This is a genomic window from Pseudomonas sp. DG56-2 (assembly GCF_004803755.1).
Lineage (GTDB): Bacteria > Pseudomonadota > Gammaproteobacteria > Pseudomonadales > Pseudomonadaceae > Aquipseudomonas > Aquipseudomonas auratipiscis.
The window spans coordinates 369465-392235 of the sequence record NZ_CP032311.1 but is presented as its reverse complement, the minus strand read 5'-3'; the positions used below and the strand labels follow the sequence as shown (position 1 = coordinate 392235).

17 protein-coding genes are annotated in these 22771 nt (G+C 59.4%); 7 read left to right on the top strand and 10 right to left on the bottom strand.

What is annotated here, in order from left to right:
• The first annotated feature begins 210 nt into the window (after positions 1 to 210).
• From aceE to D3Z90_RS01755, 5 genes are all read left to right on the top strand, one after another.
• Positions 211 to 2856 carry a pyruvate dehydrogenase (acetyl-transferring), homodimeric type gene (gene aceE, locus D3Z90_RS01775; protein WP_136474149.1) on the top strand — a complete coding sequence of 882 codons (2646 nt, stop codon included), beginning with the start codon at positions 211 to 213 and terminating at the stop codon, positions 2854 to 2856.
• Between the two features lie 12 nt (positions 2857 to 2868).
• Positions 2869 to 4509 carry a dihydrolipoyllysine-residue acetyltransferase gene (gene aceF / locus D3Z90_RS01770; protein WP_136474148.1) on the top strand — a complete coding sequence of 547 codons (1641 nt, stop codon included), beginning with the start codon at positions 2869 to 2871 and terminating at the stop codon, positions 4507 to 4509.
• Between the two features lie 284 nt (positions 4510 to 4793).
• Positions 4794 to 7487: a bifunctional diguanylate cyclase/phosphodiesterase gene (locus tag D3Z90_RS01765; RefSeq protein WP_136474147.1), complete on the top strand. Its 2694-nt coding sequence runs from the start codon at positions 4794 to 4796 to the stop codon at positions 7485 to 7487.
• A 69-nt stretch (positions 7488 to 7556) separates the two neighbouring features.
• Complete coding sequence (msrA, locus tag D3Z90_RS01760) at positions 7557 to 8222, top strand: peptide-methionine (S)-S-oxide reductase MsrA (RefSeq protein WP_136474146.1); 666 nt, start codon at positions 7557 to 7559, stop codon at positions 8220 to 8222.
• A 9-nt stretch (positions 8223 to 8231) separates the two neighbouring features.
• Positions 8232 to 8861, top strand: a complete 630-nt coding sequence (locus tag D3Z90_RS01755) for a glutathione S-transferase (protein WP_136474145.1) — start codon at positions 8232 to 8234, stop codon at positions 8859 to 8861.
• A gap of 120 nt (positions 8862 to 8981) precedes the next feature.
• Here D3Z90_RS01755 and creD read toward each other — a convergent pair whose 3' ends face one another.
• The 4 genes from creD to D3Z90_RS01735 all read right to left on the bottom strand — a co-directional run bounded on the left by creD (position 8982) and on the right by D3Z90_RS01735 (position 13144).
• A complete protein-coding gene (creD, locus tag D3Z90_RS01750; protein WP_136474144.1) occupies positions 8982 to 10316 on the bottom strand; it encodes a cell envelope integrity protein CreD in 1335 nt (444 codons plus the stop codon).
• A 95-nt stretch (positions 10317 to 10411) separates the two neighbouring features.
• A complete protein-coding gene (gene creC, locus D3Z90_RS01745; RefSeq protein WP_136474143.1) occupies positions 10412 to 11845 on the bottom strand; it encodes a two-component system sensor histidine kinase CreC in 1434 nt (477 codons plus the stop codon).
• Complete coding sequence (gene creB / locus D3Z90_RS01740) at positions 11845 to 12528, bottom strand: two-component system response regulator CreB (RefSeq protein WP_136474142.1); 684 nt, start codon at positions 12526 to 12528, stop codon at positions 11845 to 11847. Before creB ends, creC begins: the two co-directional genes overlap by 1 nt.
• Positions 12529 to 12640: 112 nt before the next feature.
• Entirely contained in the window at positions 12641 to 13144 is a 504-nt protein-coding gene (locus D3Z90_RS01735) for an ATP-dependent zinc protease (RefSeq protein WP_136474141.1), read from the bottom strand.
• Positions 13145 to 13324: 180 nt separating this feature from the next.
• Between D3Z90_RS01735 and D3Z90_RS01730 the strand changes: the two genes are divergently transcribed.
• Both D3Z90_RS01730 and D3Z90_RS01725 read left to right on the top strand, forming a co-directional pair.
• Complete coding sequence (locus D3Z90_RS01730) at positions 13325 to 14242, top strand: acyltransferase (RefSeq protein ID WP_136474140.1); 918 nt, start codon at positions 13325 to 13327, stop codon at positions 14240 to 14242.
• Between the two features lie 116 nt (positions 14243 to 14358).
• Positions 14359 to 15723: an APC family permease gene (locus D3Z90_RS01725; RefSeq protein WP_136474139.1), complete on the top strand. Its 1365-nt coding sequence runs from the start codon at positions 14359 to 14361 to the stop codon at positions 15721 to 15723.
• Positions 15724 to 15729: 6 nt separating this feature from the next.
• Here the strand turns inward: D3Z90_RS01725 and D3Z90_RS01720 are convergent, their stop codons facing one another.
• From D3Z90_RS01720 to D3Z90_RS01695, 6 genes are all read right to left on the bottom strand, one after another.
• On the bottom strand, positions 15730 to 16296 hold the full coding sequence (locus tag D3Z90_RS01720; protein ID WP_136474138.1) for a DUF2780 domain-containing protein: 567 nt from the start codon (positions 16294 to 16296) through the stop codon (positions 15730 to 15732).
• 216 nt (positions 16297 to 16512) lie between these two features.
• Entirely contained in the window at positions 16513 to 17712 is a 1200-nt protein-coding gene (fdhA, locus tag D3Z90_RS01715; protein WP_136474137.1) for a formaldehyde dehydrogenase, glutathione-independent, read from the bottom strand.
• A 110-nt stretch (positions 17713 to 17822) separates the two neighbouring features.
• Positions 17823 to 18680: a formyltetrahydrofolate deformylase gene (gene purU, locus D3Z90_RS01710; protein WP_136474136.1), complete on the bottom strand. Its 858-nt coding sequence runs from the start codon at positions 18678 to 18680 to the stop codon at positions 17823 to 17825.
• A gap of 11 nt (positions 18681 to 18691) precedes the next feature.
• Complete coding sequence (locus D3Z90_RS01705; protein WP_136474135.1) at positions 18692 to 19324, bottom strand: sarcosine oxidase subunit gamma; 633 nt, start codon at positions 19322 to 19324, stop codon at positions 18692 to 18694.
• 100 nt (positions 19325 to 19424) lie between these two features.
• The gene (locus D3Z90_RS01700) at positions 19425 to 22442 is read right to left on the bottom strand and encodes a sarcosine oxidase subunit alpha (protein ID WP_136474134.1); all 3018 of its coding nucleotides are present in this window, start codon (positions 22440 to 22442) and stop codon (positions 19425 to 19427) included.
• The gene (locus D3Z90_RS01695) at positions 22439 to 22768 is read right to left on the bottom strand and encodes a sarcosine oxidase subunit delta (RefSeq protein ID WP_136474133.1); all 330 of its coding nucleotides are present in this window, start codon (positions 22766 to 22768) and stop codon (positions 22439 to 22441) included. The genes D3Z90_RS01700 and D3Z90_RS01695 overlap by 4 nt, the downstream gene beginning before the upstream one ends.
• Between the last annotated feature and the right edge of the window lie 3 nt (positions 22769 to 22771).

Here is a 22771-nt window from a genome sequence, read left to right as displayed (position 1 = left end):
CACAACCTGAACAGAGGCCACGAGCCATTTTTCTGTAGTTTTACTACTCCTTCTTCACCTCAAAAGCATGAAATGGTGATTCATTTGTAGTAAAACTACACAACGCCGGTACACTCTCCGGTAATCCAAGAATTTCATGTCGTCTGCCCAAAAGGCCAGTCGCAAACTCAGGCAACCGATTCTGGAAGCCTTTCCGCCCTGGAGCAAGCCATGCAAGACCTCGATCCCGTCGAAACCCAGGAATGGCTGGACGCCCTGGAGTCGGTTCTCGACAAAGAAGGCGAAGACCGCGCTCACTATCTGATGACCCGTATGGGCGAGTTGGCCACCCGTAGTGGCTCTCAGCTGCCATATGCCATCACCACGCCGTACCGCAACACCATCCCCGTTACCCACGAAGCACGTATGCCTGGCGACCTGTTCATGGAACGCCGTATCCGTTCGCTGATCCGTTGGAACGCGCTGGCCATGGTGATGCGCACCAACCTGCGAGATTCGGACCTGGGCGGCCACATTTCGAGCTTCGCCTCCAGTGCCACTTTGTATGACATCGGTTTCAACTACTTCTTCCAGGCTCCGACCGACGAGCATGGCGGCGACCTGATCTACTTCCAGGGCCACACCTCGCCAGGCGTCTACGCCCGCGCGTTCATGGAAGGTCGTATCAGCGAAGACCAGATGAACAACTTCCGTCAGGAAGTCGATGGTCAAGGCCTGTCGTCCTACCCTCACCCATGGCTGATGCCTGACTTCTGGCAGTTCCCGACCGTTTCCATGGGTCTGGGCCCGATCCAGGCGATCTACCAGGCGCGTTTCATGAAGTACATGGAAAGCCGTGGCTACATCCCTGCCGGCAAGCAGAAGATCTGGTGCTTCTTGGGTGATGGCGAGTGCGACGAGCCGGAATCCCTGGGCGCGATCTCCCTGGCTGGCCGCGAGAAGCTGGACAACCTGATCTTCGTCATCAACTGCAACCTGCAGCGCCTCGACGGCCCGGTTCGCGGCAACGGCAAGATCATCCAGGAACTCGAAGGCGTGTTCCGTGGTGGTGGCTGGAACGTCAACAAAGTCGTTTGGGGCCGTTTCTGGGACCCACTGCTGGCCAAAGACGTCGACGGTATCCTGCAGCGTCGCATGGACGAAGTCATCGACGGCGAGTACCAGAACTACAAGGCCAAGGACGGCGCGTTCGTCCGTGAGCACTTCTTCAACTCTCCAGAACTCAAGGCCATGGTCGCCGACCTGTCCGACGACGAGATCTGGAAGCTCAACCGTGGTGGCCACGACCCGTACAAGGTCTATGCAGCCTACCACCAGGCGGTCAACCACAAAGACCAGCCGACCGTCATTCTGGCCAAGACCATCAAGGGTTATGGCACCGGTGCGGGTGAAGCGAAGAACATCGCGCACAACACCAAGAAAGTCGACGTCGACAGCCTGCGTCACTTCCGTGATCGTTTCGACATCCCGGTCAAGGACGAAGACCTGGAAAACCTGCCGTTCTTCAAACCGGAAGAAGGCAGCGCCGAAGCCCGCTACCTGGCCGAGCGTCGTGCTGCACTGGGCGGTTTCGTACCTCAGCGTCGCGCCAAGAGCATGAGCATCCCGACTCCACCACTGGAAACCCTCAAGGCTATCCTGGACGGCTCGGGCGATCGTGAAATCTCCACCACCATGGCCTTCGTGCGGATCCTCGCGCAACTGGTCAAGGACAAGGAAATCGGCCAGCGCATCGTTCCGATCATCCCGGACGAAGCCCGTACCTTCGGTATGGAAGGCATGTTCCGCCAACTGGGCATCTACTCGTCCGTCGGCCAGCTCTACGAGCCAGTCGATAAAGACCAGGTGATGTTCTACCGCGAAGACAAAAAAGGTCAGATCCTCGAAGAAGGCATCAACGAAGCGGGCGCCATGTCCTCCTTCATCGCTGCCGGTACTTCGTACTCGAACCACAACCAGCCGATGCTGCCGTTCTACATCTTCTACTCGATGTTCGGCTTCCAGCGTATTGGCGACCTGGCCTGGGCCGCTGGCGACAGCCGCACCCGTGGCTTCCTGATCGGCGGTACCGCCGGCCGTACCACCCTCAACGGTGAAGGCCTGCAGCACGAAGACGGTCATAGCCACTTGCTGGCTGCGACCATCCCGAACTGCCGCACCTATGATCCGACCTACGGCTACGAGCTGGCGGTGATCATTCAGGACGGCATGAAGAAGATGACCGAAGAGCAACAGGACGTCTTCTACTACATCACCGTGATGAACGAAGCCTACACCCAGCCAGCCATTCCGGCCGGCGCCGAGGAAGGCATCATCAAGGGTATGTACCTGCTCGAAGAAGACACCCGCGAAGCGGCACACCACGTACAGCTGATGGGCTCCGGCACCATCCTGCGTGAAGTGCGTGAAGCAGCGAAGATCCTGCGTGAAGAGTTCAACGTCGGTGCCGACGTCTGGAGCGTCACCAGCTTCAACGAACTGCGTCGCGACGGCCTGGCCGTAGAGCGCAGCAACCGACTCAAGCCGGGTCAGAAGCCGCAGATCACCTACGTCGAAGAGTGCCTGGCTGGCCGTAAGGGTCCGGTCATCGCTTCCACCGACTACATGAAGCTGTTCGCCGAGCAGATTCGTCAGTGGGTACCGAGCAAAGAATTCAAAGTCCTGGGTACCGATGGTTTCGGTCGCAGCGACAGCCGCAAGAAGCTGCGTCACTTCTTCGAAGTTGACCGTCACTTCGTCGTGCTGGCTGCACTGGAAGCCTTGGCTGACCGTGGCGACATCGAACCGAAGGTCGTGGCTGAAGCGATCACCAAGTTCGGCATCGACCCGGACAAACGCAACCCACTGGACTGCTGAGGAGTATTTTAAGTGAGCGAACTCATTCGCGTACCTGACATCGGCAGCGGTGAAGGTGAAATCATTGAGCTGTTCGTCAAAGTCGGCGACCGCATCGAGGCTGACCAAAGCCTGCTGACCCTGGAGTCCGACAAGGCCTCCATGGAGATCCCGGCTCCCAAGGCCGGCGTCATCAAGTCGCTGAAGGTCAAGCTGGGCGATCGTCTGAAAGAAGGCGACGAACTGATGGAACTGGAAGTCGAGGGCGCAGCTGCTGCGCCTGAGGCTCCGGCCGCAGCTCCAGCTGCTGCTGCCGCTGCACCTGCACCTGCTGCACCGGTTGCCGAGGCCCCAGCCGCCCCGGCAGCGGCGCCCGCTGCTGCCGCTGTCCAGGACATCCACGTTCCGGATATCGGTTCTTCGGGCAAAGCCAAGATCATCGAAGTACTGGTCAAGGTCGGCGACACCGTCGAAGCCGACCAGTCGCTGATCACCCTGGAATCGGACAAAGCCTCGATGGAGATCCCGTCTCCAGCCGCTGGCGTGGTCGAAGCCGTGATTGCCAAGCTGGACGACGAAGTCGGTACCGGCGACCTGATCCTCAAATTGAAAGTCGCTGGCGCTGCTCCGGCTGCCGCCCCGGCACCTGCTGCTGCTCCGGCGCCTGCCAAGGCCGAAGCTGCACCGGCTGCCGCTCCTGCCGCCTCTGCGCCTGCACCTGCTGCAGCTCCGGCTGCTGCCCCTGCCGCTGCCAGCGGTGCCAAGGTTCACGCCGGCCCCGCCGTGCGTCAGTTGGCCCGTGAGTTCGGTGTCGAGCTGAGCGCTGTATCGGCAACTGGCCCACACGGTCGCATCCTCAAGGAAGACGTACAGGTTTACGTCAAATCCATGATGCAGAAGGCCAAGGAAGCTCCAGCCGCCGGTGCAACCGGTGGTGCAGGCATCCCGCCAATCCCGGAAGTCGATTTCAGCCGTTTCGGCGAAATCGAAGAAGTACCGATGACGCGCCTGATGCAGATGGGTGCTACCAACCTGCATCGCAGCTGGCTGAACGTGCCTCACGTTACCCAGTTCGACAGCGCCGACATCACCGAGCTGGAAGCCTTCCGCGTTGCGCAGAAAGCCGTTGCAGAGAAGGCTGGCGTCAAGCTGACCGTACTGCCACTGCTGCTCAAGGCCTGTGCCCACCTGCTCAAGGAACTGCCAGACTTCAACAGCTCGCTGGCGCCTAGCGGCAAAGCGATCATCCGCAAGAAATACGTCAACGTCGGTTTCGCCGTAGACACCCCGGATGGTCTGCTGGTGCCGGTGATCAAGAACGTCGACCAGAAGAGCCTGCTGCAACTGGCTGGCGAAGCGGCGGCCCTGGCTGAAAAAGCCCGGACCAAGAAACTGTCGGCTGACGACATGCAAGGCGCCTGCTTCACCATCTCCAGCCTCGGCCACATTGGCGGCACCGGCTTCACGCCGATCGTCAACGCGCCGGAAGTGGCGATCCTGGGTGTTTCCAAGGCAACCATCCAGCCCGTCTGGGACGGCAAGGCCTTCCAGCCCAAGCTGATGCTGCCGCTGTCGCTGTCCTACGATCACCGCGTGATCAACGGTGCAGCTGCCGCGCGCTTCACCAAGCGCCTGGGTGACCTGCTGACCGACATCCGCACCATGCTGCTGTAATGCTGTTTCCTGTCTCCCTCTGCCGAGGGAGACAGGCTCCCTTTTCGAGCTGCCACGCTCGTACCTCAACCCCGTCACTTTGGCGGGGCTTTTTTTGCCTGCCATTCCAGCGCCCATGTCATTGCCAGCTACGGTGCGGCTCAAGGTTTCAGCTTCAAGGCCGACAAAGTATGCGCAGGGTTCTGTATTGCTTGTAAGCCTCAGCTGCATGATGCAACCTTGCCAACACGCGTAGTAGCAAATTGCATTATCTTCGCGAACAGCCTCCTTGAAGCGAGTTCTCAATGAAAAGCCAACCCGATGCCGCCAGCCGTATGGTGGCCGAGGTCGTGACGCAATTGCCCGTGCCTTCGCGGCTCGGCATGCTGCGTTTCGAACGGCTGAATGAGGCGAGTTGGGCCCTGCTGTATCTCGACCCTACATGTGAACGCCAATTTGGCCTGGCTGCGGTCGAGCTCTGCGCGTTGGTAGGATCACCTTATGCCAGCCTGATGGAACCTGAAGCTCGCTACAAACTGCATGACGCTATCCAGTTGCAATTGAGCCAGCGTCCGCACTATCTGGTGCGCTACACCCTGCACACCGCGCAAGGGCCGTTGCATCTGCTGGAGATCGGCGAAGCCTACAAGCAGCACAACCGCCAATTGCTGCGCGGCTATCTGACCGTGATCGATACCCAGCCCGGCGAGGGGCCGGATCTTAGCGCTGCCGACCTGGAAACCCGCAACAACCGCCTGCAGATCGCCCTGCAATTGAATCAGCAAGCCCAGCAGGAACAGCTCGAACATCTGGAACGGGTACGCGCCCAGCAGGAATTGATCCTGCACCTGGCCCGTCATCGCTACAGCGCCGGCAACTCGCTGCTTGAAGCCGCCGAACTGATCACCCGCAGCGCCTGCGAGATCTACAAGATCGACTGCGCAAGCCTCTGGTATCTGGAGGGGCAGCGTCTGGAGCCGATTTCTGCCTATTACCGCATAGCTCAGGAACACCACCTGCCAGAGCCCATCGACGCCAGTCACTTCCCCGACTACCTCGAGGCGCTGCACACCAGCCGCGCCATCGACGCTCACAATGCGACCCACGATCCGCGTACCCGGGAAATGGCCGAGAGTCTGCGACCGCGCGACATCAATGCCATGCTCGATGCCAGTATCCGTATCGATGGCCAGGTGGTTGGTGTCTTGTGCCTGGAGCAGACCGGCTCGGCGCGGGCCTGGCAGACCGACGAAATCGCCTTTGCCGGTGAACTGGCCGACCAATTCGCGCAGGTCATCAACAACCACAACCGGCGTACCGCCACCAGCGCCCTGTACCTGTTCCAGCGCGCCGTAGAACAAAGCGCCAACGCCTTTTTGCTGGTCAACCGCGATGGCGTGGTCGAGTACGTCAACCCCAGCTTCACCGCCATCACCCAATACAGCACCGACGAGGTCCACGGCCACCGGCTTTCGGAGCTGCCTGCGCTGGAAAACCTCAGCGAGCTGTTGTTCGACGCGCAATCGAGCCTGGCCATGAGCAATAGCTGGCAAGGCGAGTTCAAAAGCCGACGCAAGAACCTGGAGCCATACTGGGGGCAGTTATCGATTTCCAAGGTCTACGGTGACAACCGTGAACTGACCCATTACATCGGTATCTACGAAGACATCACCCAGAGCAAGCTGGCCCAGCAACGCATTGAACGCCTGGCCTACACCGACAACTTGACCAGCCTCGGCAATCGCCCGGCATTCATCCGCAACCTCGACGAGCGCTTTGCCCTCGACAGCGACAGTCCCATTTGCCTGCTGCTGGTGGACATCGACAACTTCAAGCGGATCAACGACAGCCTCGGTCATCAGACCGGTGACAAGCTGCTGATCAGCCTCGCGCGGCGTCTGCGCAACAGCCTCAGCGCCGGAGGCAGCCTGGCGCGTTTTGCCAGTAACGAATTCGCCGTATTGCTGGAAGACACCACCATCCAGAGCGGCCTGGAGATTGCCCAGCAGTTGTTGCGTACGCTCGACAAACCGATGTTCGTCGACAACCAATTGATCAGCGTCACCGGCTCCGTCGGCCTGGCCTGCGCGCCGCTGCACGGTCGCGACCCGCAAACCCTGATGAAAAACGCGGGGTTGGCGCTGCACAAGGCCAAAGCCAATGGCAAGCATCAGGCGCAAGTGTTCACCGAGGCGCTGAACGCCGAAGCCAGCTACAAACTATTCGTTGAAAACAACCTGCGCCGCGCCCTGACCCAGAATGAACTGGATGTGTTCTACCAGCCCAAACTGTGCCTGCGCAGTGGCCGCCTGCTGGGCCTGGAGGCCCTGCTGCGCTGGAATCATCCTGACAAGGGCATGATTCGTCCGGACCAGTTCATCAGCGTCGCCGAAGAAACCGGGCTGATCATTCCGATCGGCAAATGGATCGCCCGTCAGGCCTGTCGCATGAGCCAGCAGTTGAGCAAGGCCGGGCTGGGTAATCTGCAAGTGGCGATCAACCTGTCGCCCAAGCAGTTTTCCGATCCGGATCTGGTTGCCTCGATCGCCAAGATTCTCGAAGAAGAAGCCCTACCCCCCCACTTGCTGGAACTGGAACTGACTGAAGGTCTGCTGCTTGAAGCGACCGAGGACACTCACCGCCAGCTCGACCAGTTGAAAAAGCTCGGCCTCACCCTGGCGATGGACGACTTCGGCACTGGTTACTCCTCGCTTAGCTACCTGAAGAAATTTCCCATCGACATCCTCAAAATCGACCGCAGCTTCATTCATGAGATTCCCGCCAATCAGAACGACATGGAAATCACCTCGGCAGTGGTAGCCATGGCTCATAACCTCAAGTTGAAGGTTGTTGCCGAGGGCATCGAGACTGCCGAGCAGCTTGCGTTCCTGCGCCGTCATCGTTGCGACGTTGGCCAGGGCTATCTTTTCGACCGGCCGATTCCGGGGACTGAGCTGATTGAGCGGCTCAAGCGTTATCCACGCGGCCCAATCGCCTGACAGCGGCGTAACACTCGGGCACACTAAGACTCTATCCCTTATCGTCCTACTTCAAAGAGGAATGGGTTTATGGTCCTGCGCTCGGAAATCCTGGTGAACAAAAACGTCCTGCCCACTGCGGAACAGGCCCTGCCTGGCCGCGACACTCCCATGACCCTGCCAGAAAAGCATTACGTGTTCAAAGACACACCGTTGCTTGGCCCGTTCTTCGAGAACGTCGGTTTCGCCATCTTCGGCCTCGGCTGCTTCTGGGGCGCCGAACGACGCTTCTGGCAACGGGAAGGCGTCGTCAGCACCGTCGTTGGCTACGCTGGCGGCTATACGCCCAATCCAACGTACGAAGAAGTCTGCTCGGGGCTGACCGGCCACACTGAAGTGGTGCTGGTGGTCTACGACCAGGACAAGGTCAGCTACGGCGACCTGTTGGCCATGTTCTGGGAACTGCACAACCCGACACAGGGCATGCGCCAGGGTAACGACATCGGCACTCAGTACCGCTCGGTGATCTACTGCACCACGCCCGAGCAACTAGAAGAAGCTCAAGCCAGCAAGCAGGCCTACCAGGCTGAACTGACCAAGGCCGGCTTCGGCGAAATCACCACCGAAATTGCCGAAGCGCCGACCGTCTACTTCGCCGAGGCCTACCACCAGCAATACCTGGCCAAGAACCCCGAGGGCTACTGTGGGATCGGTGGCACGGGTGTATGCCTACCGCCCAGCCTGCAAGGCAACTGAGGGTCGGACATGAGCGCAGCAAGCATGACCCTGTTCCACGCCCCAGCCTCGCCCTTCGTTCGCAAGGTCATGGTGGTGCTGCACGAAACCGGGCAAATCGATCGGGTAACGCTGCAAAGCGTCAACCTGACGCCGGTCAATCCGGTCGCCGAGCTCAACCAGGGCAATCCTGCAGGGAAGATCCCGGCGCTTCGCCTGGCCGATGGCAGCGTGCTTCACGACAGCCGGGTTATCTGTGAGTACCTCGATCAGCAACATGTCGGTATTGCACTGATCCCCAAAGAAGGCTGGTCGCGCTGGCATCGCCTGACCCTTGCCTCACTGGCCGATGCGATCATGGATGCGGCAGTACTGACGCGCTACGAAACCTTCCTGCGCCCGCAGGAAATGCGCTGGGACAGCTGGATCGAAGCACAACTGGAAAAAATCCGTCGCGGCCTGGCAAGCCTTGAGCAGGAACACATGGCGGAACTGAGTTCGGCCTTCGACATCGCTGCCATTGGCGTGGCCTGCGCCCTGGGCTATCTGGACTTGCGCATGCCGGACTTCGGCTGGCGCGAGCAGCAACCCCAACTGGCGACCTGGTATGCCCAGGTCAGCCAGCGGGCGTCGATGTTGGCTACCGATCCTTCGGCTTGACCCACCCTATCGCGGGGTGAGCCCCCTCCCACTGCGGGAGGGGGCTTGTCCCGCGATGCAGCCAGCGTTCAATCCGCCGAGCCAGTACCGCCCCCACCCGTCGCTCCTCACGCAAGCCCCTCATTGCTGCCTCCCCGGCCCAACGCTGTACCAGTCCAGGCGACGGGTCAGAACCATGAATACACCGAGCATGCCGAACAACAGCAACGAGCCCATCAACAGTGCATAGTCCTCGGCGCTGAGCAGCCCGTACAGCATCGCGTAAAGCACCGCCAACCCCACGGCAAAGGCCGCTGCTCGCATCAGACTGTGCAGCACATGGCAAAGGTAGAAGCCGATCAGCAGCACACAGGCACCTGCAGACAACAGGTAGGCCAGACCAAAGCCCAGGTGTTCCGACAAGGACAACAGCAGCAAGTAGAACAACGCCAGCGCAGCACCCACCAAGGCGTACTGGATTGGATGCACGCTGAGGTTCTTGAGAATCTCGAAGAGGAAGAATCCGGCGAAGGTCAAGGCAATGAACAGCAGCGCATATTTGATCGCCCGTTCACTCTTGAGGTATTGATCCACCGGGTCGACGAAGCTGACGCCAAAGGCGCGGCTACGAAACTCCTCGCAACTGGCATTGACTACGCATTGCGTCAAAGCATCCTTGAGGTTGGTGGAGAAATAAGAGGTCTGCCAGCGTGCAGAGAAACCACCCGCGTCAATCGTACGGCTGCTCGGCAAGTAGTTGCCGACAAAACTTGGATGCGGCCAGTTGGCTGCCATGCTGACGGTGGTGCTACGACCTACCGGCAACACATGAAACTGACCGGTTCCCTGCAAGCTGAGGTCGAAGGCATAGTCGAACCGGGTTTCTGTCTTGCCGTCGAGGTCGCCGAGCATCACGTGAACCCCGCCGCCCAACCAGCTCAAGGTGGTACCGGCCTGAAAATCCAGGTGCTGGTCGTTGAATTGAAGCTGCAAGCCTTTTTCGATGCCGCGGATGTCACTGATGCCCACGGCCAGAAACGCGGGGTCGAAGCGATAGTCGTCAACATCTTCGGTAATACCCCAGTTCGCTGGCAGCTTGAATTGACCGCTGATGTGGTTGTTGGCGTGGAACAACCGCGTCTGATAGATGCCTCGTGAGCGCAGCTCGGTGTCGATGTTCGACTTCAGCTCGAAGGTATCCGGCAGAAAGTACAACAGGCCGCTGACCTGCTTGGTTTCCTCGACGCTCTTGCCGTCTTCAGTCTTCCAGCTGCGTTCGGTTTTACGGTACGGCACCACCAGTACCGGGCCGCTGATCTGCTGACTGTAACTGGCACTCTGGGCGATGTTCTCAACCACCTCGTCACGCAGCGACTGTCGCTCGCCAATCAAGCCGCTGATCATCAGCAGCGGGATAAGCAGAAGCACCACCAACAAGGCGATGGTGCCCAGTTTGATACTCAAGGTTCGGTTCATAAAGCAAGGCTCCGGTTTCGATAAGCAGAGTCTGCTTGTTCAAAATGGAGCCCTTGGGAAGTTGTATGGAGACTGCGTGCAAAGTGTGTGGAGTTTCAGCCCAGGCGCTTGGCGGGCAACCACAATCGAACCCGAACCCCCGCTTCGGCGTTGGCAACCTCCAGCGAGCCACCATGCAGTTGCATCACCTCCTCGACGAAGTTCAAGCCCAAACCCGTACTCTTGCGCCCGCTGATTGGTCGCGGTAGCGAATAAAAACGCTCGCTCAAACGGCCCAGGGCGTACTCGGGAATCGCCTCGCCCTGGTTGAACAGACTCAAGGCCACGCGCGCACCGTGTTGCTCCAACTCAAAAAGCAGCAAACCGCCAGGTGGTGTGAAGTCCAGGGCGTTATCCAGCAAGTTGGCAATCGCTTGGCGCATCAGGAACGGCTCGCACAGCAGTCGGGTTTGAGCGGGCACTCGTTGGCGCACCTGCAAGCGGTTGCTCTCGATACGTGCGCTCTGGGCCAGCAACAACTCATCGATCAAGGCTGCCAATGCTACTTGTTGCTGTTCTTCCAGCGCTTGCATCTGCTCGACCTGCGCCAGATTGAGCAGGCGCTCGATCAATTGCTGCATGCGCGCACTTTCGCTTTCGATGTTGCCGGCAAAGCGCTGGCGCTGTTCCTCCGACATTGGCCCCTGCAACAGCTCCGAGGCCCCGCGGATGGCCGCCAGTGGACTCTTGAGTTCGTGGGTCAGCGTATGCACATAGCGTTCGACGTAGTCCTTGCCTTCCAATTGCGTGCGCATCCGTTCGACTGCCGCAGCCAACTGCCCCAGCTCACCACCCCGGTAGTGCGGCAGTGTGGTGCGCTCGCCTTCACTGACGGCCTGGGCGTAATGTGTCAGGCGCCGTAACGAGCGCGCCAGCCACCACGACAACGCGGCGCCCACCAGCAAGCCCAGCCCGATCAGACCCACCCCCAGATACAGCAAGCGCCGCTCGGAACGGTCGATGTACGGTTGCAGCGACTTGTTCGGCTTGGCCACAGTGACCACACCAATAATTTTGCCTTCATCGAGAATCGGCGCGGCTACGTGCATGACCGATGACTCGGCATCATCGGGGTCGCTGCGGGTCGAGCGCGCACCGTACTCACCGCGAAGCGTCAGGTAGACGTCATTCCAGCGGGAATAGTCCTGGCCCACGGCCTCGCCACTGGAGTCGAGCAAGACACGGCCCTTGGCATCGGTTACATAGATACGGTGGTTGACCTGATTTTTCGACAAGCCCCAGATATCGGCCCTGGGCTGACGCTGCCCGTAAGCGCGCAACAGCAGCGGCAAACGGCTCTGGCCCAGGGTGCCAGCCTTGACGTCATCGTGAAGTATCTCGGCCAGCAGGTTGGCGGTATCCACCAGGGTTTCTTCGGTGGACTGACGCACGCCCGGGCGGATCTGCTCACGCACCGTGCTCAGAATGAAATAACCGGTCAGCCCGACAAACAGGAAATAGACCAGAAAGATCCGAATCCCCAGGCGCATCAGCTATGGCCTGGACTGTAGCTGTAGCCAAGACCGCGATGAGTCTGGATCGGTTCGGCGTCGGCGGCAACCTGACGCAGCTTGGCCCTCAGGCTTTTGATGTGACTGTCGATATTGCGCTCGTAACCGGCCTCGGCAGCCACACCTACAGCGTCGAGCAGTTGCTCACGACTGAACACCCGTTCGGGTTGCTCCAGCAAACTCTGCAACAGACGAAACTCATGACGAGTCAGACTCAAGGCCTGGCCACGGTAGCTGATCTGCATGCGCTGGGTATCGACATGGAACACCGCGGCCACGCTGCTCACGGGTTCAGTGCGTGGCGCCATACGCTTGAGAATCGCCCGTACCCGAGCGGCGACTTCGCGTGGACTGAACGGCTTGACCACATAATCGTCAGCACCGATTTCCAGGCCCACCACGCGGTCGATTTCGCCGTCGCGCGCACTGAGGAACATCACCGGTACGTCACTGAAACGCCGCAATTGGCGACAGGTCTCAAAACCGCTGATGTCTGGCAAACCGATGTCGAGAATGATCAGGTCGGCGGGGCGCAGACGCTGCTGCTCCAGGGCAGCATTGCCGAGTGTCACCCACTCGGTACTGTGGCCATCGCCCTGCAAGGCAAAAATCAGCGTGTCGGCGATCGCCGCTTCGTCTTCAACGATAAGTATGTGGGGCACGGGAGCTGCAAGCCTCAAGCTACACGCTTCAAGTAGAAGCAGATAGCGTGACGTTACACTGAAGTGCCTTTTCTTGCAGCTTGTAGCTCGGCGCCTGAACCTGACGCAGCTATCAACACTCGGGCTTGCCGGCGGTGAAACGCCGCGCCGGATTCACCGCGGCCTTGAACTCGCGCAAGGCCTTGGCGCCGATCAACAGCGGGTAGTTGAAGCTGCTTCGGTCGGTGAGGTTCACCTCCACCGTGCGCTTGACGTCGCCCAGGCAGAGTTCAAGGTCTACCACCGGGCGCTTGCTGACCTCCGCGCCTTCGCCGTCTTCATCTTCGTCCGCGCGGTTCTTGATCTTGCTGATGCGCGCCAGCTTGTGTTCATAGACCTTGCCATCAGATTCCTTGGTCGCCAGGCGAAAACGCACCCAGTCCTCTCCATCACGGGTGAACATTTCAATGTCCTTGGCCGACAGCGAGGCGGTGAGTGCGCCGGTGTCCATCTTGGCTTTCAAGGTTTCACCGCCAAACTCTGGCAGCGTAATGTATTCATAACGGCCATACAGGGTTGGTTCAGCAGCCATCACCGGAAGGGCCAGCAACGACAGCAATGCGAGTACAGGTTTCACAGGATCCGCTTCCTTGAGATAAGACAGTGATTAGACTGCGAAGGCAGGATAGGTTCGCGCGAACAGTCTATTCAACACAATGTGAAACATTTGTGCCCTGCAACCGGACCCGAGCATTTGGCGTATGCCGTTAGGGTGCTTATCATTGCCGGTCGCCTACTTGAATATAAGAGCTTTCTTATGCGCCGCTTACTAACGGGCATTCTTGTGACCTCGCTGTTGCTGCTCAACACCTTGGTCCTGATCGGCCCACTGATGGTCTTTGCCCTGTTCAAACTGGTTTTACCCGGTCGGTACCGTGACTACGCTTCTTGGGCGGTAATGTGGATTGCCGAAACCTGGGCCGAAATCGACAAACTTATTTTTCGCGTGTGCATTCCCACCAAATGGGAGGTTCGCGGCGCTGACGGCCTGCGCCTGGACACGTCTTATCTGGCCATCAGTAACCACCAAAGCTGGGTAGATATCCCGGCGCTGATCCAGGTGCTCAACCGACGTATCCCTTTCTTCAAATTCTTCCTTAAAAAGGAACTGATCTGGGTGCCGCTATTGGGCTTGGCCTGGTGGGCGCTGGATTACCCTTTCATGAAGCGCTACAGCAAGGCGTTTCTCGATAAGCATCCGCAACTCAAGGGCCAGGACCTGGAAATCACCAAGGCAGCCTGTGAATTGTTCAAGCGCCAGCCGGTCACCGTGGTCAATTACCTTGAGGGCACACGCTTTACCGAAGCCAAACGTGCGGCGCAGCAGTCACCGTTCAAACATCTACTCAAACCCAAGGCTGGAGGCGTAGCCTTCGTCCTCGCAGCGCTGGGCGAGCAACTGGACGCTCTGCTCGACGTGACAATCGTTTATCCCGGCGACAAGGCGCCAGGGTTCTGGGATTTACTCAGTGGCGCGGTACCCAAGGTCATCATCGATATCCAGGTACGCGAACTTGATCCGGCTCTGTACAAGGGTGACTACGAGAACGATCCTGCTGTACGCCAGGCGGTGCAAGACTGGGTCAACCAACTTTGGCATGCTAAGGACCAGCGTATCGAGACCTTGAAAGCGGAGCTTGATCAGGCACGGACAAGCCCACGACCAGAGGCCTGAAGCGTTCGATTAAAACCTGTCTTAATAATCAACATTAGGGATTCTTCTTTGCTATTGGCCATTTAACTGGATAAAAATCGAGCAACAAATAAATACAAAAACGCTCGGATCGATAAATGGCCAATCAACCCAGCAATGCTGCCCAGGCAGATTCCGCCCAACTGCGCCGCGTCCTCGGCCTTCCTGCCCTGGTGTTTTTCGGCTTGGTGTACATGGTTCCCCTGACCATATTCACCACCTACGGCATCGTTACCGAAATCACCGGAGGGCGCACTGCTGGTGCCTATCTGGTTACCCTGCTGGCCATGCTGTTCACTGCGACGTCTTACAGTTTCATGGTTCGGCGCTTTCCAGTGGCTGGCTCTGCCTACTCCTACACCAATCTGGCGTTCGGAGCGAACGTCGGCTTTCTCGCTGGCTGGTCGCTGCTGCTCGATTACCTGTTCATTCCGATGATCAATTACCTGCTCATCGGCCTGTTCCTCAATATCGCCTTCCCAAGCATTCCAGTGTGGACGCTCATTCTCGGCTCGATCACCTTGGTCACAGTGCTCAACGTGATCGGTATTCACTCGGTGGCCAAGGCCAGCAATCTGATTGTCGGTGCGCAGATCATCTTCATCGGTGTTTTTGTGGCGCTGTCGTTCAAGACCCTGGGCGCAGGTGCACCCGTCGATGTGCTCTCGCCGCTGCTTGGCGATGGCAGCCAACCGGGCTTTACTCAGTTGATGGCGGGTGCGGCAGTGCTGTGTTTGTCATTCCTTGGCTTTGATGCTGTGTCGACCCTGGCCGAGGAAACCAAGGATCCACGCCGAGACGTACCACGGGCGATCATTCTCACGACGCTGGGTGCGGGCTTGCTGTTCACCCTGCTGGCCTACATCAGCCAACTGGTGCTGCCAGGAAGTCATTTCGCCAATACCGATGCGGCGGCCAACGAGGTGATGTTCAAGGCCGGCGGTCAGTTCCTGGCCAACTTCTTCACCGCAGCCTTTGTCGCTGGAAGCCTGGGCTCGGCCCTGGCGTCGCAAGCGGCGGTATCGCGAATCCTCTACACCATGGGCCGCGACAACGTATTGCCACAGCGCTGGTTCGCCAGACTTTCGCCGCGTTTCGGTACACCCGTAGTCGCAACCTTGGTGGTTTCGGCGTTTTCCCTGCTGGCGCTGGTCATCGACCTCGCTACCTTGGCATCGCTGATCAGCTTCGGTGCGCTGGTGGCATTCTCGGCGGTAAACCTGGCGGTGATTCGCACACACTTGATCAGTGAAATCTGCCATCGCAACCTGTCGGGGTTGCTGCGTTATGGTCTGGTTCCCCTGGTGGGCATGAGCCTTACCCTGTGGCTTTGGACCAGCCTGTCGACCCTGACCTTGACCATAGGTTTGAGCTGGTTCGGCCTGGGCCTGGCATATCTGCTGGTGCTCACGGGCGGCTTCCGTCGCCCGGTGCGCATGGTGAATTTTTCCGAAGCAGGCTGAGCGGCGTTATACCGACGGTATAGCCGCAGGAGTTCCCCACAGACCACCAAGGCTCTGCAGCAGCGAGCCGGCAACGCCCTGCTGACCGAGGTACTGCAGAATCAGCGGGGCAAATTGGCCGATCATGCCGGAGTCCATGCCCAGGGCACTGAAAGCATTGTTCAGGTCAGTGGTATTTTTAACGTTGTCGCCCAGGGCATTGCTCAGCGCCGACGACTTACCGCTCTTGCCAAGCAAATCGCCCAGCCCGCTCAAACCACCCAGAGCATTTTCGCCGGAAAGCATATCCAACCCCGGCACGGCCTTGCTCAGTTGTTCGTAATCGGTGCTGCTCAACTGATTGCGAGCAAGCCCCAGCAAGGCACCGGTACCGCCGATAGCTTGCTCAGGGGTAACTTTCAGCTCACTGCCGAGGGTATTGAGTAAATTCGCCGAAGCGGCGGGCGCCTGCACGGCAGCACCGTCCTTGTTGCCTTGCATGGCAGAAACGGCGTTGGCCGCATCGCTGAGATTAAAGGCAAATGCCGAGCTGGCAGCCAGGGTCATCAGAGTGACCAGCGCAAAACGTTTCATGAATAGACCTCGTCAGCCGTAAAGGCAGGGAAAACGAGGATTGGACTGCTCGGACGGCCGAATGTTCCGCGGTTGCCGCCGAGCCTGGGCCACATAAAGACCCAGGGGATTATCCGCATTGGGATGCGCTGTGGCTTTGAGCGTATCGCTGGGCACGCCCGCTTCTACCGAGTAGTGATGCACGTGCGGTGGGAGCGGCCGCGCCCAGCGATGGTCTTACGCCGCGCTGAACAGTTTGTGCGGATCGATCACAAACTTCTTCGGTACTCCAGCATCAAACTCGCCATAGCCTTCAGGCGCCTGATCCAGGCTGATGACCTGCACACCCACTACTTCGGCAATGTTGATGCGGTCCCACATGATGGCCTGCATCAGTTGGCGGTTGTATTTCATTACCGGGGTTTGTCCGGTGTGGAAGCTATGTGACTTGGCCCAACCAAGGCCAAAACGGATGCTCAAGCTACCGATCTTCGCCGCAGCATCCACCGCTCCCGGGTCTTCGGTGACATACAGACCTGGAATGCCGATCTTGCCCGCGACCCGCACAACGCCCATCAGTGAATTGAGCACGGTGGCAGGAGCTTCATGCTTGGCACCGGCATGGCCATGACCACGCGCCTCAAAGCCTACGGCATCGACCGCGCAATCGACTTCCGGCTCGCCCAGCAGATTGGCGATCTGCTCATGCAGCGGGGTGTCCTGTGACAAGTCTGCAATTTCAAAACCTTGTGCCTTGGCGTGGGCCAGGCGCACCGGGTTGACGTCCCCGACAATGACTACCGCAGCACCCAGTAAGCGCGCCGAAGCCGCGGCCGCCAGGCCCACCGGGCCGGCACCGGCGATGTACACCGAGCTGCCCGGACCGACACCGGCGGTAACTGCGCCGTGGTACCCGGTTGGCAGAATGTCGGAGAGACAGGTCAGGTCGCGGATTTTCTCCATGGCCTTGTCGCGGTTAGGCAGTTTCAGCAAGTTGAAGTCGGCGTACGGCACCAGCACGTACTCGGCCTGGCCACCGGTCCAGTCACCCATGTCGACATAGCCATAGGCACCCCCGGCACGCGCCGGGTTAACGGTCAGGCAGACACCGGTGTGCTGTTCCTTGCACGAACGGCAGCGGCCGCAGGCGACGTTGAATGGCACTGAAACCAGATCACCGATCTGCAGGTTCTCTACATCCCGACCTTTTTCGATCACCTCACCGGTGATTTCATGGCCCAGCACCAGACCGACCTGGGCTGTGGTGCGGCCACGCACCATGTGCTGGTCTGAGCCGCAGATGTTGGTGGAGACCACCCTCAGAATCACCCCGTGCTCGATCTTCTTGCCACGCGGATCCTGCATTTTCGGGTAGTCAATTTTTTGCACCTCGACCTTACCGCCGCCCAGATACACGACACCACGATTACCAGACATGCTTTTACCTCGCTAAAGTTTGTTGTTATGTAGCGGTGCAAAGTGCGCAGCCCGCAGGCGGCGCTGTATTACTGGAATCTGTTGTTTCTATTGCAGGGCTTGCCCCGCGATCAAAGCACGACCGTGCGGTTGGCGTTCAAAAACACCCGTCGCTCGATGTGATAGCCCACCGCCCGCGCCAACGTGAGGCACTCGATGTCACGACCCTTGGCGATCAGGTCTTCGGGATAATGACTGTGGTCGACCGATTCCACGCCCTGGGCGATGATCGGCCCTTCGTCGAGGTCGTTGTTGATGTAATGGGCCGTGGCCCCGACCAGTTTCACGCCCTTGTTGTAAGCCTGGTGATAAGGCTTGGCGCCCTTGAAGCCGGGCAGCAGGGAGTGATGGATGTTGATTGCCCAACCATCGAGCTTGCGGCACAACTCTGGCGACAGTACTTGCATGTAGCGGGCAAGAATCACCAGCTCTGCCCCAGACTCCTCGATTACCTGCAGCACCTTGCGCTCTTGCGCCGGTTTGTCGTGCGGATCAAGGGCGAAGTGGTAATAGGGAATACGGTGCCAATGAGCCAACGGCTCAAGGTCGGGGTGGTTGGAGATCACCGCCACAACGTCCATGCTCAACTGCCCGATGCGCTGGCGGTAAAGCAGGTCGTTGAGGCAGTGGTCAGCTTTGGAAACCATGATCACTACTTTCGGCCGATGCTTGGGCGCAGTCAGCTCGAACAGCATGCCGAAGGCTTCGCCACGCTCGGCAAGGCCGGCGCGGAAATTGACCTCATCGAAGTCATCCGACTGGCGGAACTCCACCCGAATGAAGAAGCGCCCAGACAGACGGTCATCGAACGAGTGGTGCTCGGTGACATAGCAATGCTGCTCATACAAATATCGGGTCACCACATCCACAGTGCCGAGCAGGCTCGGACAGTCAGCGGTAAGAATCCAGGTGTCCGGTGCTCGGCTCATGATGTCGCTCCCTAGGCCTCGATGCTCAAACCGTATTCAGCCGCTGCGTCCTGCAGCCACAACCACCAGTAGTCGGAGAAGCTACGACGAATCAGCAGCTCCCAGGTTTCCTCGCCGGTTCGGCGGATCACCAATTGCGACTTGGCGAACACTGTGCCCACGGCCTTGCCGACGGGAAAGTTGTTTGGATGTACATCGTAGCTGGTGGACTTCATCAGCACTTCGCGAACATTCGGGCCGCTCAGTTCCAACAGGGTTTGCCCGCCACTGACATTGACCACCTGGATATGCTGGCCCTCGAGGGCATCACGCAGTTTCTGTTCGACGGCGAACTCCTGACCACCGGCAACGATCAGCAGCCATTCGTCCGGACCAAGCCACTGCAGCGACATCTCGCCATTGGCAACTACGGTCAGTGCCACCGGCAACTCCAACCCCAAGGCCTTGAATACACCACCAGCAAAAGCCGGATCACGGCCATCGCCACGCAAGGTCAAATGACCCAAAAACTTATGCTCGCGCAGAGTTACCCCGGCGTTCTTGCGGCCTTTGCCGACCAGGCTGGACAGGTCGGCGTGATGCAGTGGCGACTCTGCCTTGACGTCGTTGCCTGGGCGTTGCTGGTAAACGTTGATCGTGCTCATTACTCACCTGCCTTGAATTCTGTGGACCTGCCAGTAGCAGCGGACTTGTCCCGCGATGCGCTGCCGGCTGCAGCGAAGTCACCGCGGGTCAGTGCTGCTCCTAGATGTTCTGCCGCTCACCCTTTGGATCGAAGAACACCGAGGAGCAGATCTCTGCCTCGATTACGCTGCCATCCGCCTGCGGCGAGTAGACGCGTTCGCCGATACGTTTGAGCCCGCCTTTGACCACGCCCATGGCGAAGGAATAGCCCAGGGAGTTACTGGCGTAGCTGGAGGTGACGTGACCGACCATGTCCATCGGAATCGGTTGCTTCGGATCGAAGACCAACTGCGCACCTTCAGGCAGCCATTTGGTCGGGTCCACAGGCTTGAGGCCGACCAACTGTTTACGATTTTCCCGCACGCAATCCTCACGGTTCATACCGCGCCAGCCGATCCATGAGAACGGCTTGGTCCGGCCTACACACCAGCCCATGTTCAAGTCATCCGGCGTCATCGAGCCATCGGTGTCCTGGCCGACGATGATGAAACCCTTCTCGGCCCTCAGGACGTGCATGGTCTCGGTGCCATAAGGGGTGAGGTTGTACTGCTTGCCAGCCTCGGCGATTTTCTCCAGCACGCCCATAGCGTAGTTGGCCTGGATGTTGACCTCGTACGAAAGCTCCCCGGTGAAGGAAATACGGAATACCCGCGCCGGTACGCCAGCGACCAGACCTTCTTTCCAGGTCATGAACGGGAAAGCGTCCTTGTCCAGGTCGATGTCGCTGACTTCACTCAGCAGTTTGCGGCTGTTTGGCCCAGACAGGGTCAGGGTCGCCCAGTGGTCGGTGACCGAGGTGAAGTACACCTTCAAGTCAGGCCATTCGGTTTGCTGATAAATTTCCAGCCACTGCAGTACACGCGCCGCGCCGCCCGTGGTGGTGGTCATGATGAAATGGTTTTCGCCGACACAGGCGGTCACGCCATCGTCGAAGACCATGCCGTCTTCCTTGCACATCAGGCCATAACGGGCCTTGCCCACATCCAGCTTGGTCCAGGCGTTGGTGTAGATACGGTTGAGGAACTCGCGTGCGTCCGGGCCCTGGATGTCGATCTTGCCCAGGGTCGAGGCGTCGAGCAGGCCGACGCTGTCGCGCACGGCCTTGCATTCACGAGCAACCGCGGCATGAATGTCTTCGCCATTGCGCGGGAAGTACCATGGCCGCTTCCACTGCCCAACGTCTTCGAACTCGGCACCGTTTCTCAGGTGCCAGGCATGCAGTGCGGTGAAACGCACCGGTTCGAAAAGATGCCCGCAATGCCGCCCTGCCACGGCGCCGAAGGTGACCGGCGTGTAGTTGGGACGGAACATGGTGGTGCCCATCTGCGCAATGGTAATGCCCATGGAGCGGGCAGCAATGGCCAGGCCATTGATATTGCCCAGCTTGCCCTGGTCGGTACCAAAGCCCAGCGCGGTATAGCGTTTAACGTGCTCGACCGACTCGAAGCCCTCCCGCGTGGCCAGTTCGATAGCCGCAGCGGTCACGTCGTTCTGCTGGTCGACGAATTGCTTCGGCGCCCGCGCAGTGTTCTTGTCGTGGGGTACCTGAAACAGCGCGATCGTCGCTTCTTCCTGACGCGCCAAGACTTTTGGAAGCGTCCCCGACACAGCCTTGAACCCCGCTTCACTTGCAGCGCGCACGCCACCTTCGTAGCCATCAGCCAGCGAATCGCCCAAGGCGAAAACGCCATTGATGCCACCGACACACACGCGTTTTTGCGGTGCATCACCGGGCACGAAGCCAAGAATGTCTTCACGCCAGGTCGGCTTGCCGCCCAAGTGCGAAGCCAGATGCACCACCGGGCTGTAGCCGCCGGAGGTGGCCACCAGATCGCAGTCCAGCCATTCGCCCGGGCTGGTGACTTTATGTGCATTGACGTCAATCGCGGCCACGCGCGCAGCGGTTACGTGCTTGCTGCCGCGGGACTCGATGACCGCACTGGAGGTGAGAATCCGAATGCCCTTGGCCCGCGCCTCTTCCACCAGCGATCCACGAGGGTTGTGGCGGGCGTCGGCGATGGCGACCACTTTCAGGCCCGCGTCGTGCCAGTCCAGGGCCACACGGTAGGCGTGGTCGTTATTGGTCGACAGCACCATGTTACGGCCCGGCGCGACACCATAACGACGCACATAGGTAGAGACCGCACCGGCAAGCATATTGCCCGGCACATCGTTGTTGCCATACACCAGCGGACGTTCATGAGCGCCGGTTGCCAGAACCACACGCTTGGCCCGCACCCGATGCATACGCTGGCGTACGCTACCTATCGGCGCCCGGTCGCCGAGGTGGTCGGTCAGGCGCTCGTGAATGGTGAGGAAGTTGTGGTCGTGATAGCCATTGACCGTCGCCCGAGGTAACAGGGTGACTTCACGCATGCCTTTGAGTTCGGCTACAACAGCAGCAACCCATTCAACTGCGGGCTTGCCATCAAGGCTCTCACGGCTGTCGAGCAGGCTGCCGCCGAACTCTTCCTGTTCATCGGCAAGAATCACCCGCGCGCCGCTACGGCCCGCTGCCAACGCCGCCGCCAGACCGGCGGGACCTGCGCCAACGATCAGTACATCGCAGTGCTGACTCATGTAGTCGTAACTGTCCGGATCGTTTTCCAGGGGCGCGCGACCAAGGCCCGCTGCCTTGCGGATGTACTTCTCGTAAGTCATCCAGAATGACTGCGGATACATGAAGGTCTTGTAGTAAAAACCCGGTGGCATCAACTTGCCGCCTACCTTGCCGAGAATCCCCATCATGTCGGTGTTCACGCTCGGCCAGCCGTTGGTGCTGGTGGCCACCAGGCCCGCATACAGCGCCTGCTGAGTGGCACGCACGTTTGGTACCTGGGTGGCTTCGGTCGCACCGATCTGCAGGATCGCGTTTGGCTCTTCGGAGCCTGCGGCAATAATCCCGCGAGGACGCGAGTACTTGAAACTGCGCCCGACAATATCCACGCCGTTGGCCAGCAATGCTGCAGCCAGGGTGTCACCAACGTAGCCCTGATAGGTCTGGCCGTTGAAAGTGAAGTTCAACACTTTGCTGCGATCAATACGACCGCCGCTGGACAGGCGATAGACCTGGCTCATACCTTTTCTCCCTGACCACTGACTGCCAACTGCGGGCTGGTGCTTTTGCCGGTCACTTGCGGCTTGGCGCCGATCGGATAGGTTTCCAGAATTTCGTAGGTCACCGTGTCACGGGTGGCATTGAAGTACTGGCGGCATCCGGCAGCGTGTATCCACAGCTCGTGATGCAGGCCGCGGGGGTTGTCGCGAAAGAACATGTAATCGCCCCACTCCTCGTCGGAGCAGGCGTTAGGGTCCAGCGGCCGCGGAATATGCGCCTGGCCTGCAGCGTGGAACTCTTCCTCGGAGCGCAGCTCGCCGCAGTGGGGACAGAAGATATGCAACATGGG